13 protein-coding genes are annotated in these 15,841 nt (G+C 70.3%); 7 read left to right on the forward strand and 6 right to left on the reverse strand.

All coding sequences use genetic code 11. The features are described 5' to 3' along the window. The first annotated feature begins 275 nt into the window (after window positions 1–275). Together CGL27_RS21980 and CGL27_RS21985 are read left to right on the forward strand one after the other, a co-directional pair. On the forward strand, window positions 276–1,466 hold the full coding sequence (locus CGL27_RS21980) for a helix-turn-helix transcriptional regulator (RefSeq protein ID WP_119989496.1): 1,191 nt from the start codon (window positions 276–278) through the stop codon (window positions 1,464–1,466). A gap of 108 nt (window positions 1,467–1,574) precedes the next feature. Further along, complete coding sequence (locus tag CGL27_RS21985) at window positions 1,575–1,946, forward strand: hypothetical protein (RefSeq protein WP_240450595.1); 372 nt, start codon at window positions 1,575–1,577, stop codon at window positions 1,944–1,946. 13 nt (window positions 1,947–1,959) lie between these two features. On the opposite strand, the gene CGL27_RS21990 is transcribed toward CGL27_RS21985, so the two are convergent. After that, window positions 1,960–4,782 carry an FAD-binding and (Fe-S)-binding domain-containing protein gene (locus CGL27_RS21990; protein WP_119989499.1) on the reverse strand — a complete coding sequence of 941 codons (2,823 nt, stop codon included), beginning with the start codon at window positions 4,780–4,782 and terminating at the stop codon, window positions 1,960–1,962. 178 nt (window positions 4,783–4,960) lie between these two features. On the opposite strand from CGL27_RS21990, the gene serC reads away from it, so the two are divergent. Further along, window positions 4,961–6,079, forward strand: a complete 1,119-nt coding sequence (serC, locus tag CGL27_RS21995; protein WP_078642066.1) for a phosphoserine transaminase — start codon at window positions 4,961–4,963, stop codon at window positions 6,077–6,079. Window positions 6,080–6,225: 146 nt separating this feature from the next. On the opposite strand, the gene CGL27_RS22000 is transcribed toward serC, so the two are convergent. Further along, on the reverse strand, window positions 6,226–7,236 hold the full coding sequence (locus CGL27_RS22000) for a hypothetical protein (RefSeq protein WP_119989501.1): 1,011 nt from the start codon (window positions 7,234–7,236) through the stop codon (window positions 6,226–6,228). 515 nt (window positions 7,237–7,751) lie between these two features. On the opposite strand from CGL27_RS22000, the gene CGL27_RS22005 reads away from it, so the two are divergent. Further along, window positions 7,752–8,276: a hypothetical protein gene (locus tag CGL27_RS22005; protein WP_078642068.1), complete on the forward strand. Its 525-nt coding sequence runs from the start codon at window positions 7,752–7,754 to the stop codon at window positions 8,274–8,276. Between the two features lie 179 nt (window positions 8,277–8,455). After that, window positions 8,456–9,451, forward strand: a complete 996-nt coding sequence (locus CGL27_RS22010) for an aldo/keto reductase (protein ID WP_119989503.1) — start codon at window positions 8,456–8,458, stop codon at window positions 9,449–9,451. Window positions 9,452–9,729: 278 nt separating this feature from the next. On the opposite strand, the gene thpR is transcribed toward CGL27_RS22010, so the two are convergent. The 4 genes from thpR to CGL27_RS22030 all read right to left on the reverse strand — a co-directional run bounded on the left by thpR (window position 9,730) and on the right by CGL27_RS22030 (window position 14,018). Then, window positions 9,730–10,308, reverse strand: coding sequence for an RNA 2',3'-cyclic phosphodiesterase (gene thpR, locus CGL27_RS22015; RefSeq protein WP_119989505.1), 579 nt, complete (start codon window positions 10,306–10,308; stop codon window positions 9,730–9,732). A gap of 112 nt (window positions 10,309–10,420) precedes the next feature. After that, entirely contained in the window at window positions 10,421–11,755 is a 1,335-nt protein-coding gene (locus CGL27_RS22020; protein WP_240450596.1) for an MFS transporter, read from the reverse strand. An 80-nt stretch (window positions 11,756–11,835) separates the two neighbouring features. After that, the gene (locus CGL27_RS22025; RefSeq protein WP_078642072.1) at window positions 11,836–12,297 is read right to left on the reverse strand and encodes a MarR family transcriptional regulator; all 462 of its coding nucleotides are present in this window, start codon (window positions 12,295–12,297) and stop codon (window positions 11,836–11,838) included. Window positions 12,298–12,551: 254 nt separating this feature from the next. Then, complete coding sequence (locus CGL27_RS22030; protein WP_119989508.1) at window positions 12,552–14,018, reverse strand: NCS2 family permease; 1,467 nt, start codon at window positions 14,016–14,018, stop codon at window positions 12,552–12,554. Window positions 14,019–14,188: 170 nt separating this feature from the next. Between CGL27_RS22030 and CGL27_RS22035 the strand changes: the two genes are divergently transcribed. Together CGL27_RS22035 and CGL27_RS22040 are read left to right on the forward strand one after the other, a co-directional pair. Continuing rightward, complete coding sequence (locus tag CGL27_RS22035; protein WP_078642074.1) at window positions 14,189–14,452, forward strand: DUF2530 domain-containing protein; 264 nt, start codon at window positions 14,189–14,191, stop codon at window positions 14,450–14,452. A gap of 329 nt (window positions 14,453–14,781) precedes the next feature. Further along, entirely contained in the window at window positions 14,782–15,600 is an 819-nt protein-coding gene (locus CGL27_RS22040; protein ID WP_119989510.1) for an SAM-dependent methyltransferase, read from the forward strand. Window positions 15,601–15,841 lie beyond the last annotated feature (241 nt).

Below are 15,841 nucleotides of genomic sequence, written 5' to 3' on the forward strand. Positions count from 1 at the left end.
CGGCTGTCTTTCGTTCTTGTCGAGCGAGGGTGGCAGCGCGACGAGAAACAATCAAGCACGCTTGCATGATTCAGCCGGTTGGGACACGACGCCCGGGCTGCGCCCGCCCCCCGGTGCGAGCGCAGGCGCTCGACGCGCCGGGGGGCAACCCGGTGCCGCCCGGCTGTCCGGGTGAGGCACAGACGGAACCCTGCGCTGTTCAGGGTGACTGACCGACATTTCACCGCGTTTGCCCAGGGGTACGTGTCCCTTGTCGAAGCCCGAAGGAGCTGAGCATGCCCGACAACAGTCAGGACCACATCGGTGCGCGGCTGCGCGACATCCGGAAGCGTCGGGGGCTGACCCAGCGCGGTTTGTCGGAAGCATCGGGAGTCTCCCTCTCCTGGATCAGGAAGCTCGAACAGGGCGAACAGCAAGACACGCGCCTCGAAACCGCCCGGAAGCTCGCCGCGGCGCTGGGCGTGTCCACGACGCGGCTCATCGCAGGACATCGCGAGGACGACGCCGACGAAGCCACGTTGGAAGACTGGGGGCCGGTACGCCACACCCTGACCTCCCCGGTAGGCGATCGCGATGCCGACCAGGCCCCCACCGTGGACGGGGTCAGGGCGGCGATCAAGGCCGCGCTGCCTCTCTTCTCCGGCGACCGGTTCGCCGACCTGCGTCCGGTACTCCCCGCCCTCTTGCGTGACGCCGACATGCTCGCCGCGCTCGACCCACGCGGTCGGCACCTGCGGGGGCGGTTACTTCAGCTCACCGGCTCGCTCATGGTGCAGACGCGCCAGTTCGACGCCGCCGAAACAGCCCTCGCCAAAGCGCTGGACGACGCGATGGACCGGCTCGACGGAGCCGCCATCGCGAAAACGCGCTGCTGGTTGCTGCTGCGCCGGGGCCGACTCGCCGAGGCCCGCGCGCTGTCCGTGCGGTGGTCGGACGACATCGAGCCACGCCTGTCCCGCGCCACCCCCGCCGAGCTGAGCGCATGGGGCTGGCTGCTCCTGCGCGCGTCGGCCGCCGCGGTGCGGGACAACGAATCCGATGTCGCCAGGGACACCCTGCGGCTCGCCCACGCGGCAGCGGTCACCATGGGCCGCGAGTTCGCCCCCGAGGGCGACTTCCTCCGGGCCTTCGGCCCCGTGACCGTGACCCTCAAACGCGCCGAGAACGCGATGGTGGCGGAGGAACCGGACCGTGTCCTCAGCCTGGCGGCGCGCATCCCCGCCAACGGCCTCCGGCCGACGTCGAACAACCGGAACCGCCACCTCCTGGACGTGGCCAGAGCCCATGTGATGAAGCACCGGCCCACCGATGCCTTCGAGGTGCTGCGAGGCATCTGGTCCGACGCCCCGGAATGGCTGCCCAACCAGCGCTACGCACGGGACATCCTGGGCGACATCATCGCCAGGCGGCGAACGATGACACCGGAGATGCAAACCATGGCCGACGTGCTCGGCGTACCGATGTGACACCGGGTGGTACTTCCACCCATCGCCGGACGAAAGCGCCATTGATCAGCTACTCAACGCGACCATAACGTCACGGCACGGGAACATCGCCGCAAGAGGAGCCGTACCGTGACCGCCACACCTCTCGGAAGCCCCCTCAAGACTGCCTTACGGCTGCTGCCATGGTCCAGCCCGGACGGCAAACCGTGTTACCCGTCGCCGAGCGACGGCAACAGCCTCCTGAGCCGACGGGCGGACGACATCGAGGCCCTTCGGCTGTGCATGGGGGCACAACTCATCGCCCATGCCCGCGCGCTGCTCAACGACCGTAAGGCGAGCACCGGGGAACTGCGCTTCCTGGCCAACCGGCTGACCGAGGCGCTGCGCGACGCACTGCGGGTGGCCGAGAGCAGGGGTGGGCGGCTGGCCGCGTACGGCGATGGCGGCTGTGATGAGCCGGAGGACGACCCCGCGCCCGGGGAGGCGGCGGAGTCGTCGTAACCGGACTTGGGCGTCACGGCAGCCGCTCTGCCAGGACCTCCGCCAGGTGGCGGCTCTTCCGGCCCGCCAGTTGGTTCAGTTGGGTGCGGCAGGAGTAGCCGTCCGCCAGGATCTCCGTGCCGGGGTCCGCGGCGCGCACCGATGGCAGCAGTTGCTCCTCGGCGCAGGCCACCGAGACGTCGTAGTGGCCTTCCTCGAAGCCGAAGTTGCCCGCCAGACCGCAGCAGCCGCCGCTCAACGCGCCCGTAAGGCCAGCGCGTTCACGCAGGCGGCGCTCGGCGGCGTCGCCGAGGACGGCGTGTTGGTGGCAGTGGGTCTGGCCGACGACGGGGCGGTCGACCTTGGGGGGCCGCCAGTCGGGGGCGTACTCCTCCAGGGCCTGGGCGAACGTCGAGACGGACTCGGCGAGGCGCGCGGCGCGCGGGTCGGCGCCGAGGAGTTCGGGGAGGTCGGTGCGGAGGGCGGCGGTGCAGCTGGGTTCGAGGCCGACCACCGGAAGCCCGGCGTCCAGGGCCGGGGCCATGACGTCCAGGGTGCGCCGCATGACCGCGCGGGCGCGGTCGAGCTGGCCGGTGGAGACCCAGGTCAGGCCGCAGCACACGGGCCCCGGCGGGACGACCACCCGCAGCCCGGCCGCCTCCAGTACGGCGACCGCCGAGCGGCCGACGGACGGGGAGAGGTGGTTGGTGAAGGTGTCGGGCCACAGGACGACGGTGCGGACGCCGTTCCCGGCGCGAGGCACCGTACGGGCATGCTCCCGCCACCACCGCGTGAAGGGCTCCCGGGCCAGCTCCGGGATGTCGCGCTCGGGCGCGATCCCGCCCATGCGCTTGGCCAGTGCCGCCAGCGGGTCCACGCCCGCCAGGGCGTTGGCGGCGGGCGCGGCCCTCAGGCGGGAGGCGGCCCGGAGCCATACCGGCAGCCAGCCCATCGAGTAGTGCGCGGCGGGCCGCACCCGTCCCTCGTAGTGGTGGTGCAGGAACTCCGCCTTGTACGTGGCCATGTCGACCTCGACCGGGCAGTCGCTGCGGCAGCCCTTGCAGGACAGGCACAGGTCGAGCGCGTCCCGTACCTCCTCCGAGCGCCAGCCGTCCTGGACGACCTCGCCCGCGAGCATCTCGTGCAGCAGCCGGGCGCGGCCGCGGGTGGAGTGCTTCTCCTCGCCGGTCACGCGGTACGAGGGGCACATCACCCCGGAGTCGGACACCGACTCGTTGCGGCACTTGGCGACGCCCACACAGCGCCGGACGGCCGCAGAGAAGTCCCCCTTGTCGTGCGGGTAGCCGAATTCGACGTCCACCGGGCGCCTCGGCAGGGGGTCGAAGCGCAGGTTCTGGTCCAGGCGCTGCGGGCGGGCCAGGACGCCGGGGTTGAGGCCGCCCTCCGGGTCCCACAGGTCCTTGAAGCGGGAGAAGAGGCCGACCATCTCCTCCCCGTACACGCGCGGCAGCAGCTCGGCGCGGGCCAGCCCGTCGCCGTGCTCACCGGAGAGCGAGCCGCCGTGGGCGACGACGAGATCGGCGAGGTCGGAGGAGAAGGCGCGGAAGATCCGGATCCCGGGCTCGGTCAGCAGGTCGAAGTCGATGCGGACGTGGATGCAGCCGTCCCCGAAGTGCCCGTACGGCGTGCCGCGCAGCCCGTGCTGGGCCATCAGCGCGCGGAAGTCGCGCAGATAGGCGCCGAGCCGGGGCGGCGGCACCGCGCAGTCCTCCCAGCCGGGCCATGCCTCGCTGCCGTCAGGCATCCGGGTGGCGGTCCCGGAGGCGTCCTCGCGCACCCGCCACAGGGCGCGCTGCCCAGCCGGGTCGGCGACGACGGTGTGACCGGTGGTGGCCTCGGCGGCGGCGCGGGCCACCTCCTGGGCGCGGGAGAGTGCCTCCTCGCGGGTGGCGCCGCCGACCTCCACGAACAGCCAGGCGCCGCCCTTTGGCAGCCCGGAGGCCCCGGCGACCAGATCGGCGGCCATGCCCTCGACGGTCAGCGGACCGTACGGCAGCAGGGTGTGCGCGGCCTCGGCCGCCGCGCTCTCGTCGGGGTAGCCGAGTACGGCCAGGGCGCGGGCGGCGGGCGCCTCCACCAGCCTTACGGTCGCCTCCGTGACCACCCCGAGGGTGCCCTCGCTGCCGGTGAGGGCGCGGGCGAGGTCGGCGTTCTTCTCGGGCAGCAACTCGTCCAGGGCGTAGCCGGAGATCCGGCGGGGCAGCTCGGGGAAGCCGGTGCGGAGCAGGGCCAGGTGGTGACCGGCCAGGGACCGTATGCCGTCGCGGAGCCGGGCGGGCAGGTCGTGGAGGCCCTGGGCGGCGCGCACCCGCTCCCCGCCGTAGGTGCGGACGTCCAGCTCGTGGACGTTGTCGGCGGTGGTGCCCCAGGCCACCGAGTGGGAGCCGCAGGAGTTGTTGCCGATCATGCCGCCGAGGGTGCAGCGGCTGTGGGTGGACGGATCGGGGCCGAAGGTCAGCCCATGGGCGCCGGCCGCCGTACGGAGGTCGTCGAGGATCACGCCCGGCTGGACGACGGCGGTCCGCCGCTCGGGGTCGAGCGAGACGATGCCGCGCATATGGCGGGTGAAGTCGAGGACGACGCCGAGCCCGGTGGCCTGCCCCGCGATCGAGGTCCCGGCGCCGCGCGCGACCACCGGCACCCCGCGCTCCCGGCAGACGGCCAGCGCCGCCGCCACATCGTCCGCGTCCCGGGGCGCGACCACACCGTCCGGCACCCGTCGGTAGTTCGACGCGTCCATGGTCATCAGGGCCCGGCTCGCCGTATCGAAGGAGACGTCCCCGCGGACGGCCCGCCGCAGCGCCTGCTCCAGCTCGTCTGCCTGGTGATCAGCCATGCCTCCATGGTCCACGGCGAGAGGGCCATTGAGAATGTCCAATTCCGATTCATGGCCGCCGCGTTCCCCGATCGCCCCTACACCGGCCCCACCTCCCGCGTCAACAGGATGTGGACGTACCGTCTCAGCCGCTGGACGCACGGTCGGACCGCGGGGGCCGACGGATTAGGCTTCGGTCGTGGCTGAGATCCGGATTCCCGATGACATCAAGCCCGCCGATGGACGCTTCGGCTCGGGCCCGTCCAAGGTGCGCACCGAGGCGCTGAGCGCCCTGGCCGCCACCGGAAGCTCCCTGCTCGGCACCTCCCACCGCCAGGCCCCGGTCAAGAACCTGGTCGGCGCGGTGCGCGAAGGGGTGCGTGAGCTCTTCCAACTCCCGGAGGGTTACGAGGTCATCCTGGGCAACGGCGGCTCCACCGCCTTCTGGGACATCGCGACCCACGGGCTGATCGACTCCAAGTCCCAGCATCTGTCCTTCGGCGAGTTCTCCTCGAAGTTCGCCAAGGCGGCGAAGCTGGCGCCGTGGCTGGAGGAGCCCACGGTGATCTCCTCCGACCCCGGCACCCATCCGGAGCCGCGCGCCGAGAGCGGCACGGACGTCTACGCCTTCACCCACAACGAGACCTCCACCGGTGTCGCCATGCCCATCCAGCGGGTGGCCGGTGCCGACGAGGGCGCGCTGGTCCTGGTGGACGCGACCTCCGGGGCGGGCGGTCTGCCGGTCGACATCGCCGAGACGGACGTCTACTACTTCGCGCCGCAGAAGTCCTTCGCGGCCGACGGCGGTCTGTGGATCGGCGTGTTCTCGCCCGCCGCGCTGGAGCGTGCCGCCCGGATCCATGCTTCCGGCCGGCACGTCCCGGAGTTCTTCTCGCTGCCGACCGCGATCGACAACTCGCTGAAGAACCAGACGTACAACACTCCGGCGCTGGCGACGCTCTTCCTGCTCGACGACCAGCTGAAGTGGATCAACGGACAGGGCGGTCTGGACTGGGCGGTACGGCGCACCGCGACCTCGTCGCGCACGCTGTACGGCTGGGCCGAGGAGTCCAAGTTCGCCACCCCGTTCGTGGCCGACCCGGCCAAGCGGTCGCAGGTCGTCGGCACGATCGACTTCACCGAGGAGATCGACGCCGCCGCGGTCGCCAAGGCGCTGCGGGCCAACGGCGTCGTGGACACCGAGCCGTACCGCAAGCTGGGCCGCAACCAGCTACGGGTGGCGATGTTCCCGGCCGTCGACCCGGCGGACGTCCAGGCACTGACGGCGTGCGTGGACTACGTCATCGAGCACCTCTGAGGCGCGAGCACCTCTGAGGCGCGCTCTTACGCCCGTACGCAAGGGGCCCGCGGCCGAGCACCGGCCGCGGGCCCCTTCGCATGGCGCTGACGATTTCGCAGCGCTGACGATCTCGCATGCGCGGACGATCTCGCATGCGCGGACGATCAGGAGCGGCCCCGGCGGAAGAGCCTGCGCAGGCCGAGGAACACGACCAGCGCACCGGCGAAGGTGACCCCGGCCTTGACCAGGTTGCCGTTCTTCTCGTCCTCGGTGAGCTTGCCGTCGACGCGGTCGGAGTACTCCCCGTTCTTCTTCTGCTCCTTCGCGGTGGCGTCCGGCAGCAGCTCCCCGCCGAGGTCCACCGGCGTCACCTTGGAGCCCGCGCCCTCGGTGCCGTACACGAGCGTGCCGCCGTCCGGGGTGAAGGTGACCGACTCGCCCTGCCGCTGCAGGGGCAGCCCCGGCTCCTCCTCGAGCCGCGTCGGCTTTCCGTCCCGCCAGCGGTATTCGGCGGCCGAGAAATAGCCGCGGAGGACGAGCCGGGTGCCGTCCGGGGCGAACGCCCCGTCCGTGACCTCCATGTCGAGGTCGGAGACCCGCCGGAAGACATTCACCCCCGAGGGGCTCAGCGTGGCCGGTCCGGCATACAGCCCGGCGTCCTCGTCGCTCTTGCTGGCGATATAGACGCGGCCCGTCTTGGGATGGACCATCAGCGCCTCGGCATTGCGCGGCCCGCCCTGGTACTTGACGGTGAACTGGGTCGCGGTGACGGTGCTGTCCTTGAGCTGCTTCGGCTCGGGGAAGCGGTAGATCCACACATGGGACCACGTACCGCCGAGGTTGTCGCCGATGTCGCCGACGTAGAGATTGCCGTCCGGCCCTATCGAGATCGCTTCCACATCGCGGGGATCCCCTATGCCGCGCAGGGTGACCCGCGCGACCGTCTTGCCGGTCTTGCCGTCGACGGCGTAGACGTACGGCCCGTCCGAGCTGTCGTTGTGCGTCCAGTAGACGCCGGGGTGGAGGCGGCTCGCGGCCAGGCCGCTGGACTCGGTGATCCGTGGATCCTCGATCGTGAAGGGAGACGGCGACGACGAGTCGTCGGCGGCGGCCGGGGCGGCTGCGGACACGGTCAGCAGCGCGGCGGCACCGAGTACGAACGGAAGCGGACGCATGGGCCCAAGCCTGCCATCCCGCCGGGGGCGTCCGGCGCCAGAACCACGCCGGAGGACTCCCTCCGGCCAGGCACGGAGCAACTCGCCCACCAGGTACGGAGCGACTCGCCCACCAGGTACGGAGCGACTCGCCCACCAGGCGCCGAGCGACTCGCCCACCAGGCGCCGAGCGACTCGCCCACCAGGCGCGGAGCGACTCCCCCGGCACAGGCGCCGAGAGGCTCCCTCCGGTCACGCATGACTTCCGCCGATGCATGACTCCACCCATGTATGACCCCACCCGTGCATGACTTCGGCGATCACGGGCAGATAACGTCTGTCAATTATTTGTGCGGGCGGCCGGCCCGAAATAACCCGCAGATTATTTGACCTCATCCGGGGATTATTTCGGCGAGAAATTTATCGGTCATTGGCGGCATAGCGGGCGGCGGCATTGCAATGCAGAAAGGCCCCGCTTACGGTCTGGGCTCATGAGCGAATACAGCCAGTCCTCTTATGCGCAAAGCGCGCCCCCCATGCATTCCGCAGGGGCCCCGAGCGGCGGTGCCGCACACGCGTCACCGGCCGCACCGGCCGCACCGTCCAAGAAGATCGCGATCTTCGCGATCGTCGGCTCGGTCATCGCACTGGTCGGCTCCATGGTGAACTGGGTGGTCTCCGACGCCGAGGGCGCCACCGGGGGCATCAAGGGCATCGACGGCGATGGCATCATCACGCTGATCATCGCCCTGGTCGCGGGGATCCTGTTCATCGTCGCCATGGTCACCAAGAAGGCGGCGCTCTACCTGGTCGGCGGGGTTCTGGGGCTGGCCATGGCGATCGTCGCGGCCATCAACATGGCGGACCCCGAGCGGCTGGTCACCCAGAAGCTGAAGGACGACGAGGGGGTGTCGCAGAAGGTCGCGGAAAAGGCGGCGGAGCAGGCCGCGAAGCTGTACGAAATGACCGCTGGACCGGGGCTCTACATGGTCCTGATCGGCGCACTGATGGCCCTGGCCCTCGGCGCTCTCGGCTTTATGAAGGCCCGCGCTTCCCGCTGATCAGAATAGGTCGGCCTCAAGAAATCCCATGACGCCCGCTTTTTGACCGCACGGGGGGCCAAAAAGCGGGCCTTCGGGTTTTCCAAGGGAATTCACAACCACCGGCAGTCGCCGGGCCACCGATGCCCCGGCCCGCCCCCCCCTTGATTAGAGCGCACTCCAACGGCTTGGCTGATCCCATGGAGTACACGCAGCTCGGACGCACAGGTCTCAAGGTCAGCCGGATCGTCCTCGGCACCATGAACTTCGGTCCGCAGACCGAGGAAGCCGACAGCCACTCGATCATGGATGCCGCGCTCGACGCGGGCATCAACTTCTTCGACACCGCCAATGTGTACGGCTGGGGCGAGAACAAGGGCCGCACCGAGGAAATCATCGGGAGCTGGTTCGCCAAGGGCGGCGGGCGGCGCGAGAAGACCGTCCTCGCGACCAAGGTGTACGGAAACATGGCCGCCGAGGGCGAGCCCTGGCCCAACACCGACAAGCTCTCGGCCGTCAACATCCGCCGGGCCGTGGACGCCAGCCTCAAGCGGCTCGGCACGGACTACATCGACCTCTACCAGTTCCACCACGTGGACCGCTCCACCCCGTGGGACGAGATCTGGCAGGCGATCGACGTCCTCGTCCAGCAGGGCAAGATCATCTACGCGGGCTCCTCCAACCACGCGGGCTGGCACATCGCCCAGGCCAATGAGGCCGCGGCTCGCCGTGGCTCGTACGGGCTGGTCAGCGAGCAGTGCCTGTACAACCTGGCCGAGCGCCGCGCCGAGATGGAGGTCATCCCGGCCGCGCAGGGCTACGGCGTGGGCATCATCCCCTGGTCGCCGCTGCACGGCGGACTGCTCGGCGGCGCGCTCCGCAAGGAGCGCGAGGGCGGCGGATCGCGCAGCACGTCCGGGCGCAGCGCCGACGCGCTGAAGAACACGGCGGTGCGCGATCAGATCCAGCGGTACGAGGACCTGCTGGCCAAGCACGGCATCGAGCCCGGCGAGGCGGCCCTGGCCTGGCTGCTCACCCGGCCCGGGGTGACCGGCCCGATCGTGGGCCCGCGCACGGCCGAGCAGCTTGCGTCGGCGGTACGCGCCGCGGAGCTGAAGCTGAGCGAGGAAGTGCTGACGGAGCTGGACGAGATCTTCCCGGGTCCGGGGCCGTCACCGGAGGCGTTCGCCTGGTAGCCGCCGCCGGGCGGTAGCCGCAGAGGCGGTCGCCGCTGGGGCGGTATGCGAAGGCGCTGAGGGGCGTGGGCCGTACGCGGCCCGCGCCCCCTGCCGTTACGCGTCCTATGGCGGCTCTAGCCGCCCAGGGCGGCCGCGGCGGCGACGACGACGAGAATCAGCACCAGCGCGCCACTCATGATCATGTTTCTGGTCTTGGGGTCCACAGGCTTGAGATTAGCCGGACCGCTCAGTGGCCCATCAGCCGGACCGCTCAGTGCCCCCAGCGGCCGGACCGCTCAGTGCCCCAGCGGCCAGGCCGCCACCACCTCGTAGCGCGGCTGCCGCCCGGGGACGCCCGGGGCCGGTGGATGGCTGCGCACCAGGCAGAGCTCGCCCACGGTCCACTCCCGGCCCGCGAAGTCGGTGAGCCCGTCCACGTACGGCACCAGGCTGGTGGCGGAGCGGTGGCGGGAGGAGCGGGCACGGGCGATGGTCAGATGCGGATGGTACGGACGGTGCCGGTCCATCGGGACCCCGGCCCGTCGGCCCCCCGCCTCGGCGGAGTCGGCCAGCCGCCGCAGGGCCTCGCTGTCGCCGTCGACGCCCACCCACACCACCCGGTCGTCGAACCGGCCCCCGCCCGCCAGCCGCAGCTCGTGGGCGCCGTGCCGATGGGCGGCACGGGCCAGCCGGGTGTGCAGCTCGGGCAGCACCTCCTCGGCCACCTCGCCGTAGAAGGCGAGCGTGAAGTGCCAGCCCTCCCGCTCGGTCCAGCGCAGCCCGTCCGCCCCCGGCAGCGCCTGGAGCGCCTCGACCCGCGCGGCCAGCTCGGCGACGGCCGCGTCCGGCGGCAAGACGGCGGCGAAGAGTCTCATCCGCACAGTCTCCCCCACGGGGCGGGAAGGGGCTCCGCCCCTTTGACCCCGCCGAGGCTCCGCCCCGGACCTCGCTCCGCGAACGCCGGAGGGGCTGAGTTCCGTGGTGGGCTCAGGCCGTGGCGGCGAGTTGCTTGTCCTCCGGTGTGCGGGGGACGAAGACCACACGCGGGTGGCCGCGGCGGAGGTCCAGCTTCACCCGCAGACCGCCGGCCCGGACCAGGAGCAGCCCGACCGTGCCCGCCGCGGCGGCCGAGACCAGACCGCCCGCGGCGAAGCCGATGCGCGCGCCGTAGGTGTCGGTCAGCCAGCCCACGAGCGGGCCGCCGATCGGCGTACCGCCGACGAAGACCATCATGAACAGGCTCATCACCCGGCCCCGCATCGCGGGATCGGTCGCGAGCTGGACGCTGGAGTTCGCGGTCACGTTGAACGTCAGGCTGAATATCCCGATCGGCACCATGAGCGCCGCGAAGAGCCAGAAGTACGGGGTCGCCGCCGCGACCATCTCCAGCACGCCGAACATCAGCGCGGCCCCGACCAGCAGCCGCCGCCGGGCCACCACGCGTCGGGCGGCCAGCAGCGCACCGGCCACCGAGCCGATCGCGATCAGCGTGTTGAGCAGGCCGTAGGTACCGGGTCCGGCGTGGAAGACATCGTCGGCGAAGGCGCTCAGCCAGATCGGGAAGTTGAAGCCGAAGGTGCCGATGAAGCCGACGAGCACGATCGGCCAGATCAGATCGGGGTTCCCGGCGACGTAGCGCAGCCCCTCCCGTAGCTGCCCCTTGCCGCGCGGCGCCCGCTCGACCTTGTGCAGCTCACTGGTGCGCATCAGCAGCAGCCCGATGATCGGGGCGGCGAAGGAGAGTCCGTTGATCAGGAAGGCCCAGCCGCTGCCCACGGCGGTGATCAGCACACCGGCGACCGCCGGGCCGACCAGCCGGGCGGACTGGAAGTTCGCGGAGTTGAGGCTCACCGCGTTCCGCAGGTCCTTGGGGCCGACCATCTCGTTGACGAAGACCTGGCGGGTCGGGTTGTCGACGACGGTGACCATGCCGAGCAGGAACGCGATCAGGTAGACATGCCAGACCTGCACATGGCCGCTGAGCGTGAGGGCGGCGAGGGCGAGCCCGCACAGCCCCAGCGCGGTCTGGGTGAACAGCAGCAGCCGCCGTCTGGGACATCGGTCCGCGAGGACCCCGCCGTACAGCCCGAAGAGCAGCATGGGCAGGAACTGCAGCGCGGTGGTGATGCCGACGGCGGTGGAGGAGCCGGTGATGCTGAGGACCAGCCAGTCCTGGGCGATCCGCGACATCCAGGTGCCGGTGTTGGAGATCATGGCACCGGTGGCGAACAGCCGGTAGTTACGGACCTTCAGCGAACGGAAGGTCCCGCCCCGGGTGCGTCCCGTGGTGACGGGGGATGCGGGGTCGGGTGCGGAGTTCATGGGGTGCTTCGGTGCGGGTGCGGAGTCTGCTCCGGGTCCCGTACTCAAGTGTGTTCGCCTCCTGGCTGCCTCGGTTGTTCTTACAAATGCGCGAGCTTCTCCAGCACGGGCGCGGCGGCGCGCAGCACGTCCCACTCGTCCTCGGTCAGCTCCCCGACCAGCTCGGCCAGCCAGGCGTTGCGCTTGCGTCGGCTCTCCTCGAGCATGGCCTCAGCCCGCTCGGTCGGCGAGACGACCTTCTGCCGCCGGTCCTCCGGATGCGGCTCGAGCCTGACGAGTCCCTTGGCCTCCAGCAGGGCCACGATGCGGGTCATGGACGGCGGCTGGACGTGCTCCTTGCGGGCCAGCTCACCGGGGGTGGCGGAGCCGCACTGGGCAAGCGTGCCCAGGACCGCCATCTCGGTCGGGCTGAGTGACTCGTCCACCCGCTGGTGCTTGAGCCGCCGCGAGAGACGCATCACTGCCGACCGCAGGGCGCTCACGGCGGCCGCGTCATCGGGGGGCGCCTCCGCGTTGTGCTGGGAGCGGGACAGATCCGGCATGGTCTTTAGCATAACTCATTACCTCGCCTAATGAAAACCCTGGTTAAGCCCTTATTTCTATTTCACCCGAACGAGTGAGTTGACTCCGGGTAGTGACGCTCGGCGAAACACCTGAGCGCCCAGGACACCTACGGTCCTGGGCGCTCAGGAAGGGACGACGTACAGAGGGGACGACCTACGCCAGGGCAGGCGCGCCAGGGCAGAACGACGACTTGACTCGGACGCCGACTCGGCTCAGGAGACTACGGCTCGGCTCAGGAGACGCCGAGCGCCTGCTCGATCGGGTTGAGCAGGAAGTACACCAGGAAGCACAGCCCCACCGCGCCCAGCAGCCACGGGATCTCCCTGGCCCGCCGGGTGGCGATGCGCAGCAGCAGGAACGAGAGCACGCCCAGCCCGATCCCGTTGGTGATGCTGTAGGTGAACGGCATCGAGATCATGGTCAGGAAGGCCGGGATCGCGATCGTGAAATCGCTCCAGTCGATCTCCTTGACGTTCGCCGCCATGATCAGGAAGCCGACGACCACCAGCGCGGGCGTCGCGGCCTGCGAGGGCACCACCTTGGCCAGTGGGGTGAAGACCAGCGCGAGCAGGAAGAGACCGCCGGTCACCACGTTCGCGAGCCCGGTGCGCGCCCCTTCCCCGACGCCCGCCGTGGACTCGACGAAGCAGGTGTTGGCCGAGGCCGAGCCGAAGCCGCCGCCCGCGACCGCGACGCCGTCCACCATCAGGATCCGGCCCATGCCCGGGAGCTGCCCGCGCTCATCGGTCAGCCCGGCCTCCTCGCCGACGCCGATGATCGTGCCCATCGCGTCGAAGAAACCGGACAGCAGCACGGTGAAGACGAAGAGACAGCCGGTGAGCAGGCCGACCTCATGGAAGCCGCCGAAGAGGCTGACATGGCCGACCAGGCCGAAGTCCGGGCTGTCGACCACCTTCTCCGGCACCTTGGGGATGGTCAGCCCCCACTGGGCGTCCGGGATGTGGGCCACGGAGTTGATCACGATCGCGACCAGGGTCATGGTCACGATGCCGATCAGGATCGCGCCGCGCGTCTTGCGGACGATCAGGATGAACGTGAGCGCGAGGCCGACCACGAACACCAGCACCGGCCAGCCCTGCAGCCGCCCGGCCACCCCAAGCCCCAGGGGGACGGTGGTGTGCGCGGAGTCGGGGTTACGGCTGACGAAGCCGGAGTCGACCAGGCCGATCAGGGCGATGAACAGCCCGATGCCGATCGCGATCGCCCGCCGAAGCCCGGCCGGGATCGCGTCCATCACCCGCTGCCGTAGGCCCGAGGCGACGAGGATCATCAGCACCAGACCCGCGAGCACCACCATGCCCATCGCATCCGGCCAGCTCATCTTGGGTGCGAGCTGCAGCGAGACCACGGCGTTGATGCCAAGGCCCGCGGCGAGCGCGATGGGGACGTTGCCGATGATCCCCATGAGCAGCGTGGTCAGGCCCGCGATCAGGGCGGTGGCGGTGACGAGCTGGCCGTTGTTGAGCTGATGCCCGAACTTGTCCGTACCGGCCCCGAGGATGATCGGGTTCAGTACGACGATGTAGGCCATCGCAAAGAACGTGGCCAGGCCGCCACGGATCTCCCGGGAGACCGAGGAGCCACGCTCACTGATCTTGAAGAACTTGTCGATGCCGTTCATAGGGGGAATCGGAGCCTGTTCGCTGGCGTCGACCGGCGCGGGGGCCGAGGGGGACATGGATGACCTCAGTCTTGCGTGAACATCAACAGCGGGTCTCTTGGACGATCGAACAAGACATTCCAGCCAGACCCGAAAGCATTGAGTATGAAACTATTAAGGCCCGATCGCCAAACCGGTCCCGGCACGGCCCCGACCGAGCCCATGACCGGCCCCCTTAAGCTGTGGCCATGACGAAGTGGACCCCCAAGCACGAGGCGCCGGAGCCGCTCGAAGGCAATGTCGTGGCCACGATCACCGGCGGCACGATCGTGTGGTTCGTCCTCTTCCTCGTCCAGCTGCCCTTCTACCGCTGGTTCGACGAGCACGGACATCTGTGGTGGCTGTGGACCTGCCTGGCCGGCGGCGCCCTCGGACTGCTCGGCGTCTGGTACGTACGGGCCCGGGACACGGCGATCAACGGCTCGCGGAACGGCGACGCGCAGAGCGGCTGACGCGCCTACCCCCAGCACGCACACCACGCACCCGCGATGGCGACACACCCGCGCGATGGCGCGGCGCCGGACCGTCGCCGTTCCCGGCGGCGATCCGGCGCCCTGGCCTGGTGCGCGGGCGCGCTCCCCTCCTTGCGACGCACCCGCTCACCCGTCTGCGGTGCACACGGAAAGATGAGGGCCCCGCCGCGGAGATACGCGGGCGGAGCCGGATGCGACAACTGTACGATCTTCACGGGTCGTTCACAATGTTGCGGAAGCCTCACGGCGCGCACTTTGTTCGGGAACTACCGTCTTGTGGCAGCCAACTCACCAGTAATGTGAGGGATATGACCGGTAACCGCTTTCGTGCCGATGAGATCGACACCAGCAAGCCGCACTCGGCCCGCATGTACGACTACTTCCTGGGCGGTAAGACCCACTACGCGGTCGACACCCTCGCCGCCGAACAGGTCGAGGCCGTCTGGCCCGACGTCAAGCCGTGGACCCGTGCCAACCGGTCATTCATGCACCGCGCGACCCGCTGGCTCGCGCGCGAGGCGGGCATACGGCAGTTCCTGGACATCGGCACCGGTATACCCACCGAGCCCAACCTCCACCAGGTCGCCCAGGAGATCGCCCCGGACTCCCGGGTCGTCTACGCGGACAACGACCCCATCGTGCTGGCCTATGCCCAGGCCCTGTTGCTCTCCACACCCGAGGGCCGCACCGCCTACATCCACGCGGACGTCACCGAACCGCAGGGCATCCTGGCCGCCGAGGACCTGGCCGACACCCTCGATCTGTCCCAGCCGATCGCCCTGTCGCTCAACGCGATCATGCACTTCATCGCGAACGAGCAGAAGCCGTACGAGATCGTGCGAGAGCTGGTCGAGCCCCTGGCGTCGGGCAGCTACCTCGTGCTCTCGCACGGTGGGCTCGACCCCCGCGGCGGGGTCTCCGACGCGGTGACCAACCTCTACCGCAGCAGCGGCATCCATGTGCAGGGCCGCACCCAGGAGGAGGTCCTTCGGTTCTTCGACGGGCTGGAGCTGGTCGACCCGGGCGTGGTGATGCCCCACCGCTGGAGGCCCGAGAACGAACAGGCCAGCGAAGAGGCGGAGGCCAAGGACCTGTGGATCTTCGCGGGCGTAGCGCGTAAGCCCTGACCGGGCGGCAAGACCTGGCCGGGCGGACAAGACCTGACCGCGCGGGCAAGACCTGACCGGGGGCGCAGAGGCCCTGCCCCCGGGGCGCAGGCCCTGACCGGGGCGCGAGACCTGACCCCGGGGCGCAAGCGCCGCCCCGGGCAAGACCAGACCCGGGGCGCAAGCCCTCACCGGGCGTAGGCCCCGCCTCGGGGCGCGAGCCCCACCCCAAGGCAGAAGCCCCGCCCCGGGCAGTCGAACA

Origin of the sequence: Streptomyces sp. 11-1-2, from assembly GCF_003595545.1 — a bacterium.
GTDB lineage: Bacteria > Actinomycetota > Actinomycetes > Streptomycetales > Streptomycetaceae > Streptomyces > Streptomyces hygroscopicus_B.

Coding starts and splice junctions, on each gene's coding strand:
- CGL27_RS21990 (WP_119989499.1), bottom strand. CDS start 4,782: ATGGCTGATCACCAGGCAGACGAGCTGGAGCAGGCGCTGCGGCGGGCC.
- CGL27_RS22030 (WP_119989508.1), bottom strand. CDS start 14,018: ATGTCCCCCTCGGCCCCCGCGCCGGTCGACGCCAGCGAACAGGCTCCG.
- CGL27_RS22020 (WP_240450596.1), bottom strand. CDS start 11,755: ATGAACTCCGCACCCGACCCCGCATCCCCCGTCACCACGGGACGCACC.
- thpR (WP_119989505.1), bottom strand. CDS start 10,308: ATGAGACTCTTCGCCGCCGTCTTGCCGCCGGACGCGGCCGTCGCCGAG.
- CGL27_RS22040 (WP_119989510.1), top strand. CDS start 14,782: ATGACCGGTAACCGCTTTCGTGCCGATGAGATCGACACCAGCAAGCCG.
- CGL27_RS21980 (WP_119989496.1), top strand. CDS start 276: ATGCCCGACAACAGTCAGGACCACATCGGTGCGCGGCTGCGCGACATC.
- CGL27_RS22010 (WP_119989503.1), top strand. CDS start 8,456: ATGGAGTACACGCAGCTCGGACGCACAGGTCTCAAGGTCAGCCGGATC.
- CGL27_RS22025 (WP_078642072.1), bottom strand. CDS start 12,297: ATGCCGGATCTGTCCCGCTCCCAGCACAACGCGGAGGCGCCCCCCGAT.
- CGL27_RS22000 (WP_119989501.1), bottom strand. CDS start 7,236: ATGCGTCCGCTTCCGTTCGTACTCGGTGCCGCCGCGCTGCTGACCGTG.
- CGL27_RS22005 (WP_078642068.1), top strand. CDS start 7,752: ATGCATTCCGCAGGGGCCCCGAGCGGCGGTGCCGCACACGCGTCACCG.
- CGL27_RS22035 (WP_078642074.1), top strand. CDS start 14,189: ATGACGAAGTGGACCCCCAAGCACGAGGCGCCGGAGCCGCTCGAAGGC.